This is a genomic window from Aquirufa beregesia (assembly GCF_011090385.1).
GTDB lineage: Bacteria > Bacteroidota > Bacteroidia > Cytophagales > Spirosomataceae > Aquirufa > Aquirufa beregesia.
This window is the reverse complement of the sequence record NZ_SEWW01000003.1, coordinates 321,085-337,238: the sequence shown is the minus strand read 5'-3', so window position 1 is coordinate 337,238 and position 16,154 is coordinate 321,085. Positions and strand designations below refer to the sequence as shown.

The following is a 16,154-nucleotide window of genomic DNA, read 5'->3' as shown; positions in this document are numbered from 1 at the left end:
TGTCACTAAAATGACGAAGGCGTCTTTGCGACACACTTTGAAGATACGATTTTTTGTTTGCCATGGATAATAGATTTTATGTTTAAAATTTTACTTTTAAACGGTCAACCTATTTCAGGCATTGACAATGGAGGGGAATTGTATGTGGTGAATGGTAAATGATTCATTTATTCTTCAAAAAAAGGCCTGGGAGATTTCTCAAGCCTTTTTTGGAAGAGCTAAATGCTATATTTGAATTATGTATCTTGGTTGTGCCAATACACTCTTCACTGACAAAGGTTTGCGCTATGGAGTAGAGGGGATATGCTAGTTAGCGGTCATGCTATTAGGACAGTACTAACACTAAACTGACGAGCAAAAACAAACATATAAAACCAATAGCGTCCTAAACGATTAAAAAAGGAAGAGAAGTTTTTTAACTCAATTAACTTTGAGGTGCACAAAAAAACTAACCCTCTTCCTATGGCAAACATAAGTTTATTTTCTCAAATTATCTCCAAACTTGCCTTCAAATCTAACCACTAGCGGACAAAAGAGCCACTAACATGTATGCACATTTAAATGTCAACTTATGCTTAATAAAACATCAACGATTGCAATAGTTCTGCTTGCATTTTCATTAAACGGGAACGCACAGCAAAATAATCAGAATCTTCATCAGTTGTTTGATGAGTATTACAAAGAAGCAAATACAATTGACCCGCTTAATGCAACCTTTAACGGTGTTGAGGATTATAATGACTTGCTCCCTGCCGATGATGAAACGTTCCTGAAAAAGAAACACGATTTCTATGCAAAATACCTGAAACAATTACAAAATTTTGCCAAAGAACAGCTCAATAGAGAAGATAAAATCAGTTATACTATTCTGGAAAATGGCCTCCAAACCGCATTGAAATTAGAAAAATATCACGCTGAATATATGCCGATTAATCAAATGATTAATACTCCGATGTATCTGGCAATATTGGGTTCAGGAACTTCGGCACAGCCTTTTAAAACTGTAAAAGATTACCACAACTGGCTGAAACGCAGTAAAGCATTTCCACATTGGACAGATGTTGCCATCGACAATATGCGAAAAGGAATTAAAACGGGAATGGTTTTGCCAAAATCTTTGGTGGTAAAGGTGATTCCACAAATGCAGGCATTGGCAAAAAATGATGAAAACTCTTCTTTCTATGAACCGATAAAAAACTTCCCAAAAGATTTTCCTGAAAGTGATAAAAAACGTTTGAGCAAAGCATTCAAAGAAATTATCTCTAAAGATATTTTTGCTTCAATACAAAAATTGGCAACATTTTTCCAAAATGAATATTTGCCAAAAGCTCGGTTAACTTCGGGAATCAACGCATTACCAAACGGAAAGGAAATGTATAAAGACTATATCTTTTCTAATACCACAACCAATAAAGACCCCGAAGACGTTTACCAATTGGGATTGTCGGAAGTTACCCGCATTACTTCTGAAATGGAGAAAATAAAAACTTCGATCGATTTTAAAGGGACGCTTCCCGAATTGTTCGAGTTTATGAAAACCGACAAGCAGTTTATGCCTTTCAAAACTGATAAAGAAGTGTTGGATGCTTACCAAACGATTTATATAACCATAGAACCCAATCTTCCGAAATATTTCGGAATTACACCGAAAACGCTTTTTGAAGCCCGCAAAACGGAAGATTTTCGGGCATCCTCAGTGCCTGCACAATTTTTACCAGGCGATTTACCAAGCAACCGTCCAGGAATTTTCTATGTTTCTATTCTCGACCCTGCTAAAATCAATATTACCAATATGGATATGGAAAGTCTGTTTTTGCACGAAGCAATTCCGGGACATCATTTCCAAGTCAGTTTACAATCTGAAAACACAGGCTCTCCTGAATTTCGGCAAAAATACATGAACAGTGCTTTTGCAGAAGGATGGGCTTTATATACCGAATCATTGGGAAAAGACTTAGGACTTTATACCAATCCATATCATCAATTGGGAGCATTAGGAATGGAAATACATAGAGCCATTCGTTTGGTAACAGATGCCGGATTGCACACCGGAAAAATGAACAGAGAAGAAGCCATAAAATATACGATGGATAACGAACCTATTTCCGAACAAGGTGCAACGTCAGAAATTGAGCGTTATATGGCTGTGCCCGCTCAAGCACTTTCCTACAAAATCGGTGAACTGAAAATAAAAGAGCTTCGAGATAAGTATAAAAAACAATTGGGGGATAAATTCAGCTTCCGTGATTTTCACGATGCCATTCTGAAAGGCGGTGCAATGCCTTTAACGGTTTTTGAAAATTATATGGACGATTGGGCGAAAACCGTGAAGTAAAAAAGAGCTAAGTAACGGACAGACGGAAACCTGCCCATAACAGGGGTTTAACGTAATGGCAGGTTAAGTGCTTCGTATCAACGGTAGTGCTATAATACCGCCACTACGCCAAGCTCCTAACCATTGTGGGTCATTTTAAAAGACGACAAAGACAATGGCAATATTAGGACGACCAGTAGGGCTTTTTGACCTTAACGACATCGACAATTGTGTTGGTTCATATTTGACAAAATCCGATATAAAAGAAATACTTCAAGTTAATGACGATGACTTAACAACTATTAATTTTAAGTTCATTGACGGTTATGAAATAGTTGACGAAAGACTAATTCAAAAACTATGGTATGAAAACAAAATTTCAAATGCGATACCAGTTGACAAATCAAGCTTGGATGAAATCCTCTTAATTGCAATAATCAGACGAACTTACCCCGACATTCAAATTGAAAGACAAATAAAAGTCAAAAAGTTTGCAATGGACTTGAAATTAACCCTCCAAGACAAATCACCAGTATTTATTGAATTTGAAGGACCTTCACATTTTGCACCTTCTCGTTGGGGTATGCCAAAAGACGACCCTTTTAGAAAAAAGAAAATCGTTGAAGATGAAACGGGAATTGAAGTGATTAATTGGCCATACTGGATACAAAGGTGTGATAGTAACGTGAAAGCCATATATGACAAATCAATAAAAGGCTTAGGGGTGTTATGGAGCACAGAAATTCATTTTGGTATGTTTATATCTGAAAATTCCGCATCAACTATTGACATTATAACAAAAAGATTTAACGCTGTTGACGAACGCGGTTATGGATATTTTTACGGAGGAAAAACTAGAGAGAGAAATAATCCTGAACACCCCATCATTGAAAAAATAAAAAATGGTAAATCAGAAATTGAGGTAATCATTCCAAAAGGACACCAAGATATAAATTATTGGCTACCAGAAAAACTGAAACAATGACAACAAATTGAATAAGATGTTTAAAGAAGATATAAAAGACTCCCGCTGTTTGAAATGTTCCGTAGGGTCATTTCGAACCACAGATAATCAGGATTGGTAGTCCCAGATTCATCTAAACTAATTAATAGGGCTTGGGAGGTTTCTCAAGCCTTTATTTATCTATTGTTTTTTAAAAATTATCAATTTATTGATAGTAAAAACCAACATTATAATAATAAATTGGTCATAAAGTTGGCTTATGCTAACAAAATTAATAACTCATAAGTATTTATATATATTTATGATTACATTTGTTGGCATATACCACCTTTATATACATATATTACTTATTAAGATGGAAAATACCAACATAAATCGGTCAACTCTAAGCGATCAAGCCATTGTGGAAACGATAGGTGCTTACTTAAAACAAAAACGACTGGAAATCAATAAAACGCAGGCTCAATTAGCTCTGGAGGCGGGATTGAATCGCTGGACCGTGACGCAAATTGAAAAAGGTGAAGCTATTTCCTTAGTTTCATTGATTCAAATCATGCGGGCGCTGGACATATTGCATTTGTTGGACATATTTTCAACGAAAGAAAAAATCAGTCCATTGCTATTGGCTAAACTAGCTAAAAAGAAGAAGCAAAGGGCACGCAGTCCCATAAATAAACCCCTTCAAAGCGATTCATCATGGTAACTACAGCTATCATCAAAATATGGAATGAGACTGTGGGTGCTGTGGCATGGAATGCAGAGGAAGGAATCGCTGATTTTGAATATACCCCCAAATTCATAGAAAAAAACTGGGATTTATCTCCTATCAAAATGCCCATAGCACCAAGCAAGGGGCGCATATTCTCCTTTCCTGAGTTAAGAGCTTCCAAAACATTTAAAGGCTTACCTGGACTATTGGCGGATGTCTTACCGGATGACTATGGAAATCAATTAATCAATAGTTGGCTTGCTCAGCATGGTCGGGCAGAAAATAGCATGAATCCCGTGGAGCTGCTATGCTTTATTGGAGCTAGAGGTATGGGAGCTTTGGAATTTGAACCTAGTCAATACGCTAACATGAAAGGGGCTAATGATATTGAAATAGACAGTTTACTGAAGACTATACAGAAAATAGTCCATAAAAAAGAAGGCTTTGAAACCAACTTAAATCAAGATGAGGAAAAAGCCATGATGGATATTCTGAAAATTGGAACATCAGCTGGAGGGGCGAGACCTAAGGCCATCATCGCCTATCATCCGAAAACAGGGCAAGTGAAATCAGGACAAAGCAAGGCTCCTGCAGGTTTTGAGCATTGGTTAATTAAACTCGACACGGTGAGTGATGTACAATTTGGTGAAAGTACAGGATATGGTCGAATTGAAATGGCCTATTACTATCTGGCGAAAGCCTGTGGAGTTGACATGATGGAATCAAGGTTAATGGAAGAACATGGACGAGCCCATTTTATGACCAAGAGGTTTGATCGAGGGGAAGGGAATCAAAAGCACCATATCCAAACATTTTGTGCGCTGCAACATGCCGATTTCAACCAAATCACCAGCTTTAGCTACGAGCAACTATTCCAAACCATGAGGCAACTACGGTTACCTTATCCAGCAGCGGAGCAACTCTTTAGACGTATGGTGTTGAATGTATTGGCCAAAAATTGCGATGATCATACCAAAAATTTTGCCTTCCGACTGCAAAAGGGTAGCAGCTGGGAATTAAGTCCCGCCTATGATATTTGTTTTGCCTACCGACCTGACAGCCAATGGGTGAGCCAACATGCCCTAAGCGTCAATGGAAAAAGAGATGAAATAAAGAAACATGATTTGGAAATCGTGGCCAAATCCATGAACATTAAACATGCCAAAGTCATTATTGATCAAATCCACCAATCCGTGAAAAAGTGGAACGAGTTTGCTGAAATGGCCCAAGTCAATCCCATCCAACGAGACAACATCCATGCCGTGCTCAATCGTAATTGATTCCCTATAAATTCATATATCATAGGCTTGGGAGATTTCTCAAGCCTATTTTTATACACGAATCCGAGGTTTAGTACCCAATTTAAACAATACTTGACAAGCATTTCGGCCATTTAAATTTCAGAACAAAGCCCCTATATCCTAGCTATTAGGGCGATTTTATCCTGATTATCAAGAATTTAAATTTTTCTTAACAAGTGAATTGGCAGCGGCACGGCTTGGCTTTGAGATGATTGAGGGTGGAATGGGGAAAATCTGTAAATTGAACTAACTTAATTAGTTTTATTTGACAACCAAAATACGTTTGACGTATGAAATATATTTTAAAACATAGTATTGCTGTAACTATATTGGCGACCATTATAACAAGCTGTGGAAATGACTCAAATAAAAATAATATAGTTTCAATTGAAACAAATTCAGAAATACAAACAAACAAGGGTTCAAACATTTTTGAAAATCCAAATGAATTGATAAATGCTTTATCTCAAAATGGAATTGGAGAACTTAAAGAATGGCGGAACCCCATGGATATGGGTTGGGGATCATTGACAGATTATTATCAATTTGGACCCCAAAAGGACGGTTATGGAATGCAAAACAACATTGCTTATTATATTGAAGGAACAGAAAATAAGGCGACCAAAATCTACATCAATTTGAACATCAATAATCCAGTAGATAAGAAAAACGCTTTAAAATTCTTAAATGATATATCTAAAAAAACATTTAGAACACTAAATATTTCAATGCCAAAAGAACTTTCCAAAGCGATTTTAAATTCAAAAGAATTTAATACAGAATTAGAAGGATATAAGGTTTCTAATGAACTGGAAAAAAGTAAAATAGAAACTTGGAAAGTCTACGTAGTCAAAAAATAAAACTTTTGTCAAAACCCGCTGTTCAAAATGTTCCATTGGGTCATTTCAAACAAAAAATAAATTATTTGATATCCTCCAATTTAAGATATCGAATAGCAAATATTAATAATTAGTTTCCTTTTTATGACAGACAGAGATAACTATAATAAAATATTTGAAAACGGACTTAGTCATTTGAACTCTGCTAAACTTCTTGCAGAAAATAATGAGTATGGACATGCAATTTCTCATTTAATCCTTGGCCTTGAAGAATTAATTAAATATCAAGTATACAAGACGTGTAAAGCAGACAAAAGCGTATTCAAAAAAGAAGAAAGTACCAATATTTTTAAACAACATCAAACTAAACACAACCTATTGACAGAGTTCATCGAAGCTAGTTCAAATCAAGTTGCAGAGACGTTTCAAGAATATATTCTATATTCTGCAACGGGAATGAAATCTAACCCTGAGCATATAAAAATCTTAGAAAATCGCTTTAAGGAAATTGGATATTTAATAAATGGCGCATTTTCTGAAACAAATTTTACCGAAGAGGAACGAACAACATTTATTGCTTGGCTCAAAGACGCCAATAACAATAAAAACAATGGTTTCTATGTTGATTTAAGAAATGATATCTGGATATCACCAAAAGATTTTCTAAGATCAGACTATGAAATTGCATTGAAATACTTTACAGTTATTTTAAGTCAAACTCAAATAATTAAAGACCTCAACATAACAGACGACGAATTTATTAACATGCTCAACAGCTACGATTAATAAAAACACCTACCAACGGCAATCTTATTCCATTTTCTCTAAATTAAAACTCAAATGGATAATTCCGTTAATCAAAGATTTCAAATCCTACTATCTGTCGTTCGACATCCCAGAAATAAAAAGCGGGAGTGAGGTAGCAAGCTGTAAATGATTCAAAATTATTAATACTGAATTGGCTTGGGAAATTTCTCAAGCCCCCTCACCTCACCCCCAACCGAATCATCGGATTCAGAAATATATTCAATTTAGTCTTTGGATAATGAGGAAAATAATCCCCATTGAAATACCATGATGAGCTGAATTCAGACTTATGAAAGCCCTACACTTAACCTTTGGCGTTGAAGCATAAAAAAAACAGTTTACAGAAACCATTTTAGGTATGTTGAATTGGAAATCTAAATTCAAATTCCTCCTTACAAAAAACATTAACATTTTATTTAAATTATCAAAAGTTGTAAAAAATGCAAGTTTTGATAATTTATTTTTCATATTTGCTTTATGAATAAGTACACCCAGCGTAAGGAATACATAGAAAAGCTCATGTCTTACAAAGACAAAGACCTTATAAAGGTAGTAAACGGTTTACGAAGGTCAGGAAAAAGTACATTACTGGAGCTTTTTCGAGAGCAATTATTAATGCTGGGTGTTGGTAAAAGGCAAATTCAGTTCTACAACTTTGAGTTACCAGAAAATTATTTAAATAAGACGTGGGACAACATTTACTTTGAAATTAAAAAGAAACTGCAAGCCGAAAAGTCTAATTATATATTTTTAGATGAGGTTCAAAATATTCCACATTTTGAAAAATTAGTGGATGGACTTTTTGCTTCAGAAAACACAGACGTTTACATAACAGGCTCTAATGCTTTTTTATTAAGTAGTGAATTAGCTACTTTATTGAGTGGTCGCTATATTGAAATCTCCATATTACCTTTCTCATTTAAAGAATATTTAACTTCAAGAAATATCGATATAAACAACAGGTACCTAAATTACGAAGCCCTATTTTTCGATTTCACAAATGAAACCTCCTTACCCAAAGGTGTCGAATTACGAGAAGAAGGATTCGATAAAATATATGAGTATCTGGATGCAATATATACGACGATCATTGAAAAAGACATCACACAGCGCCACCAAATAAATGACAAACGGGCATTTGGAAATATCGTGAAATTTATAGCCTCTAACATTGGAAATTCGCTTTCGCCAAGCAATATTTCAACTACTTTAAAACAAGATAAACAAAACATACACCACTCAACAGTAGAGAAATACCTAGAATATTTAGTAGGAAGTTTTATTTTTTATAAAGTAAATAGATTTGATTTAAAGGGTAGAAAGCAACTTGCCACACAAGAAAAATACTATTTAGTAGACCCAGGATTATTGAATATTTTGGTAGGCAAAGAACGAAACACCGACAGAGGGCACATCTTGGAAAATGTTGTTTACCTCGAACTACTACGTAGAGGCAATAAAATTTGGACAGGGACAACACGTAATACGGAAGTAGATTTTGTTTGCAAATCATCAACTGGCGACATCGAATACTATCAAGTCGCTTGGGAAATCGCAAACGAAAGTACTATTGAACGTGAATTTGGAGCCTTAGAAAAAATTAAAGACAACTACCCAAAATACTTACTCACTACAGATTCTTTTACTCAAAACAGAAGCGGTGTAAAACATCTAAATGTTTTTAATTGGTTACTTGAAACAAAAAAAAATTAGGAATAAGCCATCATTTAATCACCAAGAAATAAACCATAGGAATTTTCAAGATTTCAGAAAAACAAAAATACTACCTTAATAAAATACCCGCTGTTCGATATATGCTATGTCGAACTACAGATTCAAGGGATTTACAATCCCACCCAATTGTAACATAAAACAGCCTCTACACGGATGAAGAGAATCGAAGATTCTTTTTATCAACAATTCCACATGCCTTTTAGAACATGTCGAATAGCTACATCATTCAATATTATGAATAAGAAAAGACTTGGGAGAATTCTCAAGCTTTTTCTTATTTCACAGTCAAGCGAATCATCGGATTCATAAACTTACTTTTATCAGGTAGTTGGTATCTGGGTAGATAATCTCCATTAAAATGCCAAGGACTAAAATCATCCTTTACAAAACCCATATATCGATTTCCAAAATCACCCATTCCAAGAACTTGCCCGGCATATTTTCCTTGAGTCAAAATTAAATCAACTGAAACTAAGTTTTCAAAATTTAACCACTCCATCGCCACTAAACAACCGCTATCTGGAACAAAAAGATCGTACTGACTAATTTCAAATTCATTCCAACCTTTATGATTAGCTCGAACAACAATACTTTCTTTCGTTAATTCTATATCTGGCTTTCCATGTTTAATGGAATAAATACGAATCCGAAATGGATAATTAAAATTACCTCCATGTGCCAAATAAAAATGAACTTTTGTCATTTTGCGACCCATCAATTTCTCTTCATCTAACAATAAACCATATTGAGACCCAACTCCTCCCCATTGTTGAAGTTCTCCTGTTTTTCTAGGCTTCATACTTGTGAAAGATTTATTCCCTGAAAAAACTTTCACTTCTTGTAAAATGGTTGAATTGGGTTCTAAAAAAATAATAAAATTAGGTTTTATATGAGCTTTATTAATAATTAATATGGTATCCCCAAATCCTATGGCCCGAATCTTGATGGTATCAACAGCTTGTTTTGATGTTATGCTAAACCTTCCCTGCTCATCGGTATGGAAACCTAGCTTTCTGCTTTCAAATAATACTGAAGCAAAAGGAATGACAGCGCTATCGGCCCGACTAAGCAATTGAATAGGATGTTGCTGAGCATGAACAATAAAACTGGTCAATAGTAACACAACATACATCAAGCATGTTCTTAGGTAGTATATTTCCTTCCTCATTAGATCATTTATGTAATCCTAAAATTGATGAAAGTAAGATAAAAAATACTTGCGCTGGAGCAATAAAACCAAACATGTTATTATCAGCATATTGATAACTTCCTAAAACAAAAAAGGCCTGAGATCTCTCTCAGGCCTTTATCATCAATCTATTTCAACTACAATTTCTTGATCTTGATATTTCTATACCACACTGGATTGCCATGGTCTTGTAAAGAAATACGTCCTTTCATGTTCACACCAAAACCTGGCATGCTTTTGAACTTAGAACCGGCAATCATCTTTTTCCAGTTCTCATCGTCATAACGTGTCTCCACTACTTTCACCCCATTTAGGTATAATTGCAATAAACCACGGTTATTCACGATACGCGCTGTATTCCACTCGCCCACTGGCTTAACCGTTTCCTGCGAAGAATGAATTAAATCATATAAATCTCCTGCACGGTGATTGAAAATCTTGCCATCTGGATGTCCATCACTATCCAATACCTGCATTTCTGGACCTGTATTATACGAACTGCGGTATTTAGGGTCTTCTGTTACATTGAAAATAATCCCAGAATTTCCTTTGGGTGAAATCTTCCAATCCACCGAAAAATCATAGTTTTCAAATTCCTGATCTGTCGTTAAATCCCCACCATCCTTTTTGGTCACATCAAATCCAATCTCTCCATTCGTCACAGACCATGAGGCTCCCAAGGTACCTGGTTTATTGTAAGCATGCCATCCTTGTAAAGTAGTTCCGTCAAACAATAACTGATAACCGTCTTTCTTCTCCTTGCTAGTCAATGTATTAACTTTCTGAGCCAACGCAACTATTCCTATGGCCATCAAAGAGCAGGTTAAAATAAATTTCTTCATACGTATCATTTAGATTTTGTGAACTGCAATACTATAAAAAGAATCTAAAATTTGTATCCCGATAAGAAAAAATTACACAAAAAAGGTAAAAATCGAGGTTTCGTTCTTTCTTCGTAAATTGCATGTTCATTTAATCATGCTTCATGAAAACTAAAGTTGTCGCCAAACCTTCCATCAATATCATTACCCTAGGTTGTTCCAAAAACCTGGTCGACTCGGAAGTACTATTTACCCAATTAAAAGGGAATGGTTTGGAAGTAACTCATGAAGCCAAAAAAGATAAAGCCAACATCGTCGTGATTAACACCTGCGGCTTTATTGATAATGCCAAACAAGAATCCATTGATACCATTCTTCGCTATGCCGATGCCAAAGAAGCTGGCAAAATAGATAAACTCTATGTCACTGGCTGTCTTTCTCATCGCTACAAAGATGATTTGGAAAGAGAAATCCCCATGGTGGATTCCTTCTTTGGTACGAATGAATTACCTCGCTTACTGAAAGCCCTGAAGGCTGATTATAAACATGAATTAGTGGGTGAACGTCTTTTGACCACGCCTGCGCATTATGCCTATTTGAAAATCGCGGAAGGTTGCGACCGTCCATGCTCCTTCTGTGCCATTCCTTTGATGCGCGGTAACCACGTGTCTAGACCGATGGATGAATTAGTCAAAGAGGCTAGTTCATTAGCTAAAAAAGGCACTAAAGAGCTGATTTTAATTGCTCAGGATTTAACGTTTTATGGCTTGGATTTCAAAGAAGCGGGAAGTTCTAGTGGACGTAAATTAAAAGAATTATTAGAACGCCTTTCTGATGTCAATGGCATTGAATGGATCCGTTTGCAATATGCTTACCCTGCAGGATTTCCCGTGGAGATTTTGCAAACTATGGCAGAAAGAGAGAACATTTGTAAGTACTTAGATATGCCCCTACAAAGTGGCTCAGACGCGGTTTTAAAGCGTATGCGCCGTGGTATCACCCGAGAAAAAACAGAGGCTTTGATTGAAACCATCCGTGAAACTGTGCCCAACATTGCATTAAGAACTACCCTGATTTCGGGTTATCCGGGTGAAACGGAAGAAGACTATGAAGAGAGTTATTCCTTCGTGGAGCGTATGCGCTTTGATCGTTTAGGGATTTTCAATTACAGTCATGAAGAAAACACCCATGCTTACTCCGTTCAAGATGATGTTCCAGAAGAAGTGAAACAAGAGCGTTCGGATGAAATCATGGCTTTGCAGCAAGGCATTTCGGAGGAGCTGAACCAAGCTCGCGTAGGAAATACTTATAAAGTGATGGTCGACCGCAAAGAGAGTGGTTATTTCGTTGGTCGTACGGAATTTGATTCTCCCGAAGTAGATAATGAGGTATTGATTCCAGCAGAACAATATGCCCGTTTAGGGGATTTTGTTCTGGTTAAAATAGACCGGGCTGAGGAGTTTGATTTATACGGTACCATCGTTTCTTAATAACGAGGAATATCGGGATCTATGCGCCTAGACCAGGCGTCGATACCACCCGCTAAATTGTATAAATTTTTAAAGCCTGCTTGCTGTTGCAGGTAGACAATGACATTGGCAGAACGCATACCGTGGTGACACAGCACTAGACCTTTGGAGCCTTTGGGTAAACTTGCCATTTGGCTTGGAATGTCATTCATCGGTATATGGATGGCGCCTTCAATTTTGGCAAAATCCCATTCATCTTCCTCGCGAACATCCAAAACATAGTCGATTTGACCATCTTGCCATTGAGCAAATGCTTCCTCCGGACTTAATTCTTTGACCACTCCGCTGTCTTCGATGGCCGGAAAAATCTTTTCTTCTGCTAATGGATCTCTTTCTAAAGCAAAAAAATGACTTCGCATTTCCTGAGCATCCCAGGTCATCAAGGCCCCTTGGGCAGGAGAAGGCATGCCCACTAAACAAAAAATAGCTTCCTTGGCTTGCATGATGCCTAAAATACCTGGCAAAAAGCCTAAGACACCTGCCTCATCACAGGTCGGGATTTCATTAGGTCCAGGTTCATTCGGAAAGAAACAGCGGTAGGTAGGACTCATTTTACCCGATGCCATCCGCATATTGCATACACTTAGATGCCCTTCCCAAGTATGAATGGCGGCATAGATAAAAGGTTTCCCCATGGCTACGCAGTGATCATTAATTAAATAACGTGTCTTAAAATTATCCGTACAATCAATCACCAAATCCACTGACTGGATGAGATTTTCCGCATTTTCTTCCGTCAATTTCTGCGCTATGCCCAGAACTTGAATACTGGGATTAAGCGCTTTTAAATAGGCTTCTGCCTTATGTGCCTTGAATTCCCCTAGGTCCGCCTGTTGATAAATAACCTGCCTGCCTAAATTGGATAGATCTACTGTATCTCCGTCGATGATGGTGATGTTTCCAATACCCACAGCCGCCAAGTAAGGCAATGCCCCACTGGCGAGTCCACCAGCACCCACCACTAAGAGTTTAGCTCGCGATAGTGTTAGCTGTTGATCTTCTCCCCAATCAGCCATTTTGAGCTGCTTTTGGTAGCGTATATAATCTTCAGATGAAAGCATGAGAAACAAAAAAAGCCTCTTTGATTTTCAAAGAGGCTCTAATTTCGTAAAAATTTTACAATCTATACAGATAAAGTTCCTTTACGTGCAGCAGCAATTAACGTCTTTTCGAAACCATTCTTATTGATGGTACGAATCGCCTTAGCGCTTACTTTCATACGTACCCAAACACCTTCAGATTCTAAAAAGAATTTCTTCGTTTGTAAATTTGGGAAAAACTTACGTTTTGTTTTATTGTTTGCGTGAGAAACATGGTTTCCTACTCTTGTTCTCTTTCCTGTTAATTGACAAACCTTTGCCATAATATTTGCTTTTAATTTGAGACTTGCTCTTGAATTTTATTTGTTATCAAATCGGATGGCAAAAGTACTCATTATTTTATAAAATTGCAATCCCCATTCTAAAATTTATAAAATATCCCCGCTATATTCTTTCAATTGTTATCTTTGAGCATGGGTAAGCGCAAATCCTCCGAATCATTTAAAAAAAAATTACTCTCCTCCATCATCTGGTTGGGTACTTTACCCTTGTGTTTGTACACCTTATTGACCTATTTACTTAGCTATTCCTTAATCATTGATCATTGGTTGGCGGGATTCATCATGATGAGTATGCCGGTGGCTCAATTGCTTTGTTTTGTTTCCCTCATTTATTGGATCTTCCAAAGGGCCAAAAGAGCCTTATTACCACTAACCGTCCTAATCCTAGGCCTTAGTTTCATCCAGCGAAGCATTGCCATTCATAATCCCAAAGAAAGCCTAGAGAAGCCCATAAAAGTATTGAATTACAATGTGTATGGAATGTATTCCAATGCCTATGAAGCCAACGAAGCCAATGTAGAGAAATTGAAGAAATTCATGCTGGACTATGAGGCCGACATTAAGTGTTTCCAAGAATTTTATTCCAATGCTGATCGGCCAGCGTATAAAAGCATCAACATGATGAAGGAACAATATCCTCATTATGCCTTTCAAGCCTTAAAAAAGGAAATTTTTGATGCCCATGAAAAAATGGGTTTGGCCATATTTTCCAAATACCCCATCATTCATCAGGAAGGAGAGCAGTTTAAAAACTCCGCCAATGGTTTCCTTTTTGCCGATTTGGTCAAAGGCAAGGATACCATTCGGGTGATTAATTTACAACTTTGGTCCATGGGAATCCGGGTGGGTAAAGTCACTGGAAAAATACGTGATCAAGATTACGAAGATGCCAAGAAAGAAGGGCGAGGCATCATTTCTTCCCTTAAAAAAGGCTTCATTCGTCACAAAGAAGAAATTAGCCAAATCAATCGCATCATTCAGCAAAGCCCCTATCCTGTCTTAGTTATGGGTGATTTGAATGAAACTCCTTACGGATGGGCCTATGGTACCCTGCGGGAAAGGATGGACAATGCCTTTGAAAGTGCAGGGCGTGGATTTGGATTTACCTTGAATCGGAGTCCGTATATGGTGCGAATCGACAACCAGTTTTTCTCTAAGGAATTTGACATTTTACAATTCACTACCCTAAGAAAAATCACCTATTCGGATCATTTTCCGATCGTGGCAAGCTACATAATCAAGAAACATTAAAATAGCCTTTTTAGGGTGATTTCTTTTAGGTGGACTTCAGAACCCCTTTTGATTAAAAACATCACCTTATCTCCTACTTTGGTTTGGAGTAATCGGTTCAACTCATCCAATCGGTATTCCGTCGCCCTACGATTATTCACCATCCAGATTTCATCCCCTGCCCTAAAATCGACATCGTCAGCGGGTGAACCGTCTTGCACGGATTCCACTTTAAAGCGTTTGAATTCGGGGGCGATGGACACTAGCGTAAGACCCGACAGCCCTTCTTCAAAAGGTCGATTTAATCGAGAAGCAATCGGCTTGAAAACCACATAGTTTTCTAAATAATGAAAGGTCAATTTAAATCTTCGTAAAAATTCTCCCCCTATACTTCCAGATACAGGTGATTTACCTTGCATTTGTTTGACTTGATAGGATAAAGAATCAGGGAAAGAACTTACTACCTCTTTCCATTTCCATGGGCCTAGACCCACTTGCTTAATTCTCCCCAAGTGCCCTAAAATTATCCCATTTAAGCCTTTCCCTAACTGAAACTGATATTCAGATAAATGAAATTTGGTGGTATCGCCGGTTTGACCTTCAATGGAAAAAGCATGACCGGCTCCTGAGTCTAGCAACAATAAATCGGAGGTTGTACCTTGCTTATTCGTCAAATTTACGCCTCTTATATAAGGTTTATTATCCAAGATGGTGATGGGAAATTTGAGGCCTTTACTGGTCCTATATTTATAATTAGCTGGATAACGTAGTTCAATCTTCCGATTCAAATAATCCATGGTCACCACCAAATTATTGAATAAATCGGCCCCAATAATCCCATGAATTTTAGTACCCACAAAACTGGATAAATCCAGCACATCGGTATCCAAAAAAATGATGCTTTGTCGATTTGCTTGTGCCTCTCCAATGTTCAGGCGAACATCAATGACAATATTGGCAGTAATAGGTTCTCCCATTCCCACTCCATTAACCCGAATTTTTCGAACGGATTTTAAACCCAACTGTTTGGCTATGGCAGGATCAGATAAGATGGTGGTTCCTACGCCGGTATCTAAAATAAATTTGAGGGTATCTGAGCCATTGATGACTACAGGGATAATCACCAGATTGGAATACAAATCAAAAGGAATATAAATGGTCTTTTTGATTTTTTTCCAATGGAAACTAATATACTCTTCCTTCACTGCTTTGGGCTTTTGAGCATAAAGAGCAGTAGAAATTAGTAATAGAACACACAGCTTAATGAAAAATCGATTTTTCATTCATTTTAGGGTAAGCCTTGCAAGAAACTAAATTTATTTATTTTTGTTCAATT

14 protein-coding genes are annotated in these 16,154 nt (G+C 37.0%); 9 read left to right on the top strand and 5 right to left on the bottom strand.

The annotated features are described in order from the left end of the window. Positions 1 to 571 precede the first annotated feature (571 nt). The 7 genes from EWU23_RS07415 to EWU23_RS07385 all read left to right on the top strand — a co-directional run bounded on the left by EWU23_RS07415 (position 572) and on the right by EWU23_RS07385 (position 8,647). The gene (locus EWU23_RS07415; RefSeq protein ID WP_166230361.1) at positions 572 to 2,335 is read left to right on the top strand and encodes a DUF885 domain-containing protein; all 1,764 of its coding nucleotides are present in this window, start codon (positions 572 to 574) and stop codon (positions 2,333 to 2,335) included. A 154-nt stretch (positions 2,336 to 2,489) separates the two neighbouring features. Beyond that, positions 2,490 to 3,299: a hypothetical protein gene (locus EWU23_RS07410; protein WP_166230359.1), complete on the top strand. Its 810-nt coding sequence runs from the start codon at positions 2,490 to 2,492 to the stop codon at positions 3,297 to 3,299. Positions 3,300 to 3,633: 334 nt separating this feature from the next. Then, a complete protein-coding gene (locus EWU23_RS07405) occupies positions 3,634 to 3,981 on the top strand; it encodes a helix-turn-helix transcriptional regulator (RefSeq protein ID WP_166230357.1) in 348 nt (115 codons plus the stop codon). Then, positions 3,975 to 5,267 carry a type II toxin-antitoxin system HipA family toxin gene (locus EWU23_RS07400; RefSeq protein ID WP_166230355.1) on the top strand — a complete coding sequence of 431 codons (1,293 nt, stop codon included), beginning with the start codon at positions 3,975 to 3,977 and terminating at the stop codon, positions 5,265 to 5,267. The genes EWU23_RS07405 and EWU23_RS07400 overlap by 7 nt, the downstream gene beginning before the upstream one ends. Before the next feature lie 311 nt (positions 5,268 to 5,578). Continuing rightward, positions 5,579 to 6,148 carry a hypothetical protein gene (locus EWU23_RS07395; protein WP_166230353.1) on the top strand — a complete coding sequence of 190 codons (570 nt, stop codon included), beginning with the start codon at positions 5,579 to 5,581 and terminating at the stop codon, positions 6,146 to 6,148. 123 nt (positions 6,149 to 6,271) lie between these two features. After that, a complete protein-coding gene (locus tag EWU23_RS07390; protein WP_166230351.1) occupies positions 6,272 to 6,913 on the top strand; it encodes an AbiV family abortive infection protein in 642 nt (213 codons plus the stop codon). A 498-nt stretch (positions 6,914 to 7,411) separates the two neighbouring features. Further along, on the top strand, positions 7,412 to 8,647 hold the full coding sequence (locus tag EWU23_RS07385) for an ATP-binding protein (protein ID WP_166230349.1): 1,236 nt from the start codon (positions 7,412 to 7,414) through the stop codon (positions 8,645 to 8,647). 295 nt (positions 8,648 to 8,942) lie between these two features. Here the strand turns inward: EWU23_RS07385 and EWU23_RS07380 are convergent, their stop codons facing one another. Both EWU23_RS07380 and EWU23_RS07375 read right to left on the bottom strand, forming a co-directional pair. After that, positions 8,943 to 9,800: a carboxypeptidase-like regulatory domain-containing protein gene (locus tag EWU23_RS07380; RefSeq protein WP_205753111.1), complete on the bottom strand. Its 858-nt coding sequence runs from the start codon at positions 9,798 to 9,800 to the stop codon at positions 8,943 to 8,945. Between the two features lie 194 nt (positions 9,801 to 9,994). Beyond that, a complete protein-coding gene (locus EWU23_RS07375) occupies positions 9,995 to 10,699 on the bottom strand; it encodes a 3-keto-disaccharide hydrolase (protein WP_166230345.1) in 705 nt (234 codons plus the stop codon). A gap of 143 nt (positions 10,700 to 10,842) precedes the next feature. On the opposite strand from EWU23_RS07375, the gene rimO reads away from it, so the two are divergent. Further along, positions 10,843 to 12,168: a 30S ribosomal protein S12 methylthiotransferase RimO gene (gene rimO / locus EWU23_RS07370; RefSeq protein ID WP_166230343.1), complete on the top strand. Its 1,326-nt coding sequence runs from the start codon at positions 10,843 to 10,845 to the stop codon at positions 12,166 to 12,168. Here rimO and EWU23_RS07365 read toward each other — a convergent pair. Both EWU23_RS07365 and rpmB read right to left on the bottom strand, forming a co-directional pair. Continuing rightward, entirely contained in the window at positions 12,165 to 13,268 is a 1,104-nt protein-coding gene (locus tag EWU23_RS07365) for a HesA/MoeB/ThiF family protein (protein ID WP_166230341.1), read from the bottom strand. The genes rimO and EWU23_RS07365 overlap by 4 nt on opposite strands. 62 nt (positions 13,269 to 13,330) lie before the next feature. Beyond that, positions 13,331 to 13,570 (bottom strand): 50S ribosomal protein L28, encoded by a 240-nt coding sequence (rpmB, locus tag EWU23_RS07360; RefSeq protein ID WP_166230339.1) that lies wholly within the window; start codon positions 13,568 to 13,570, stop codon positions 13,331 to 13,333. Between the two features lie 150 nt (positions 13,571 to 13,720). Between rpmB and EWU23_RS07355 the strand changes: the two genes are divergently transcribed. After that, the gene (locus EWU23_RS07355; protein ID WP_166230337.1) at positions 13,721 to 14,839 is read left to right on the top strand and encodes an endonuclease/exonuclease/phosphatase family protein; all 1,119 of its coding nucleotides are present in this window, start codon (positions 13,721 to 13,723) and stop codon (positions 14,837 to 14,839) included. Here EWU23_RS07355 and EWU23_RS07350 read toward each other — a convergent pair. Beyond that, positions 14,836 to 16,101, bottom strand: coding sequence for an aspartyl protease family protein (locus EWU23_RS07350; protein ID WP_166230335.1), 1,266 nt, complete (start codon positions 16,099 to 16,101; stop codon positions 14,836 to 14,838). The genes EWU23_RS07355 and EWU23_RS07350 overlap by 4 nt on opposite strands. Positions 16,102 to 16,154: the final 53 nt, after the last annotated feature.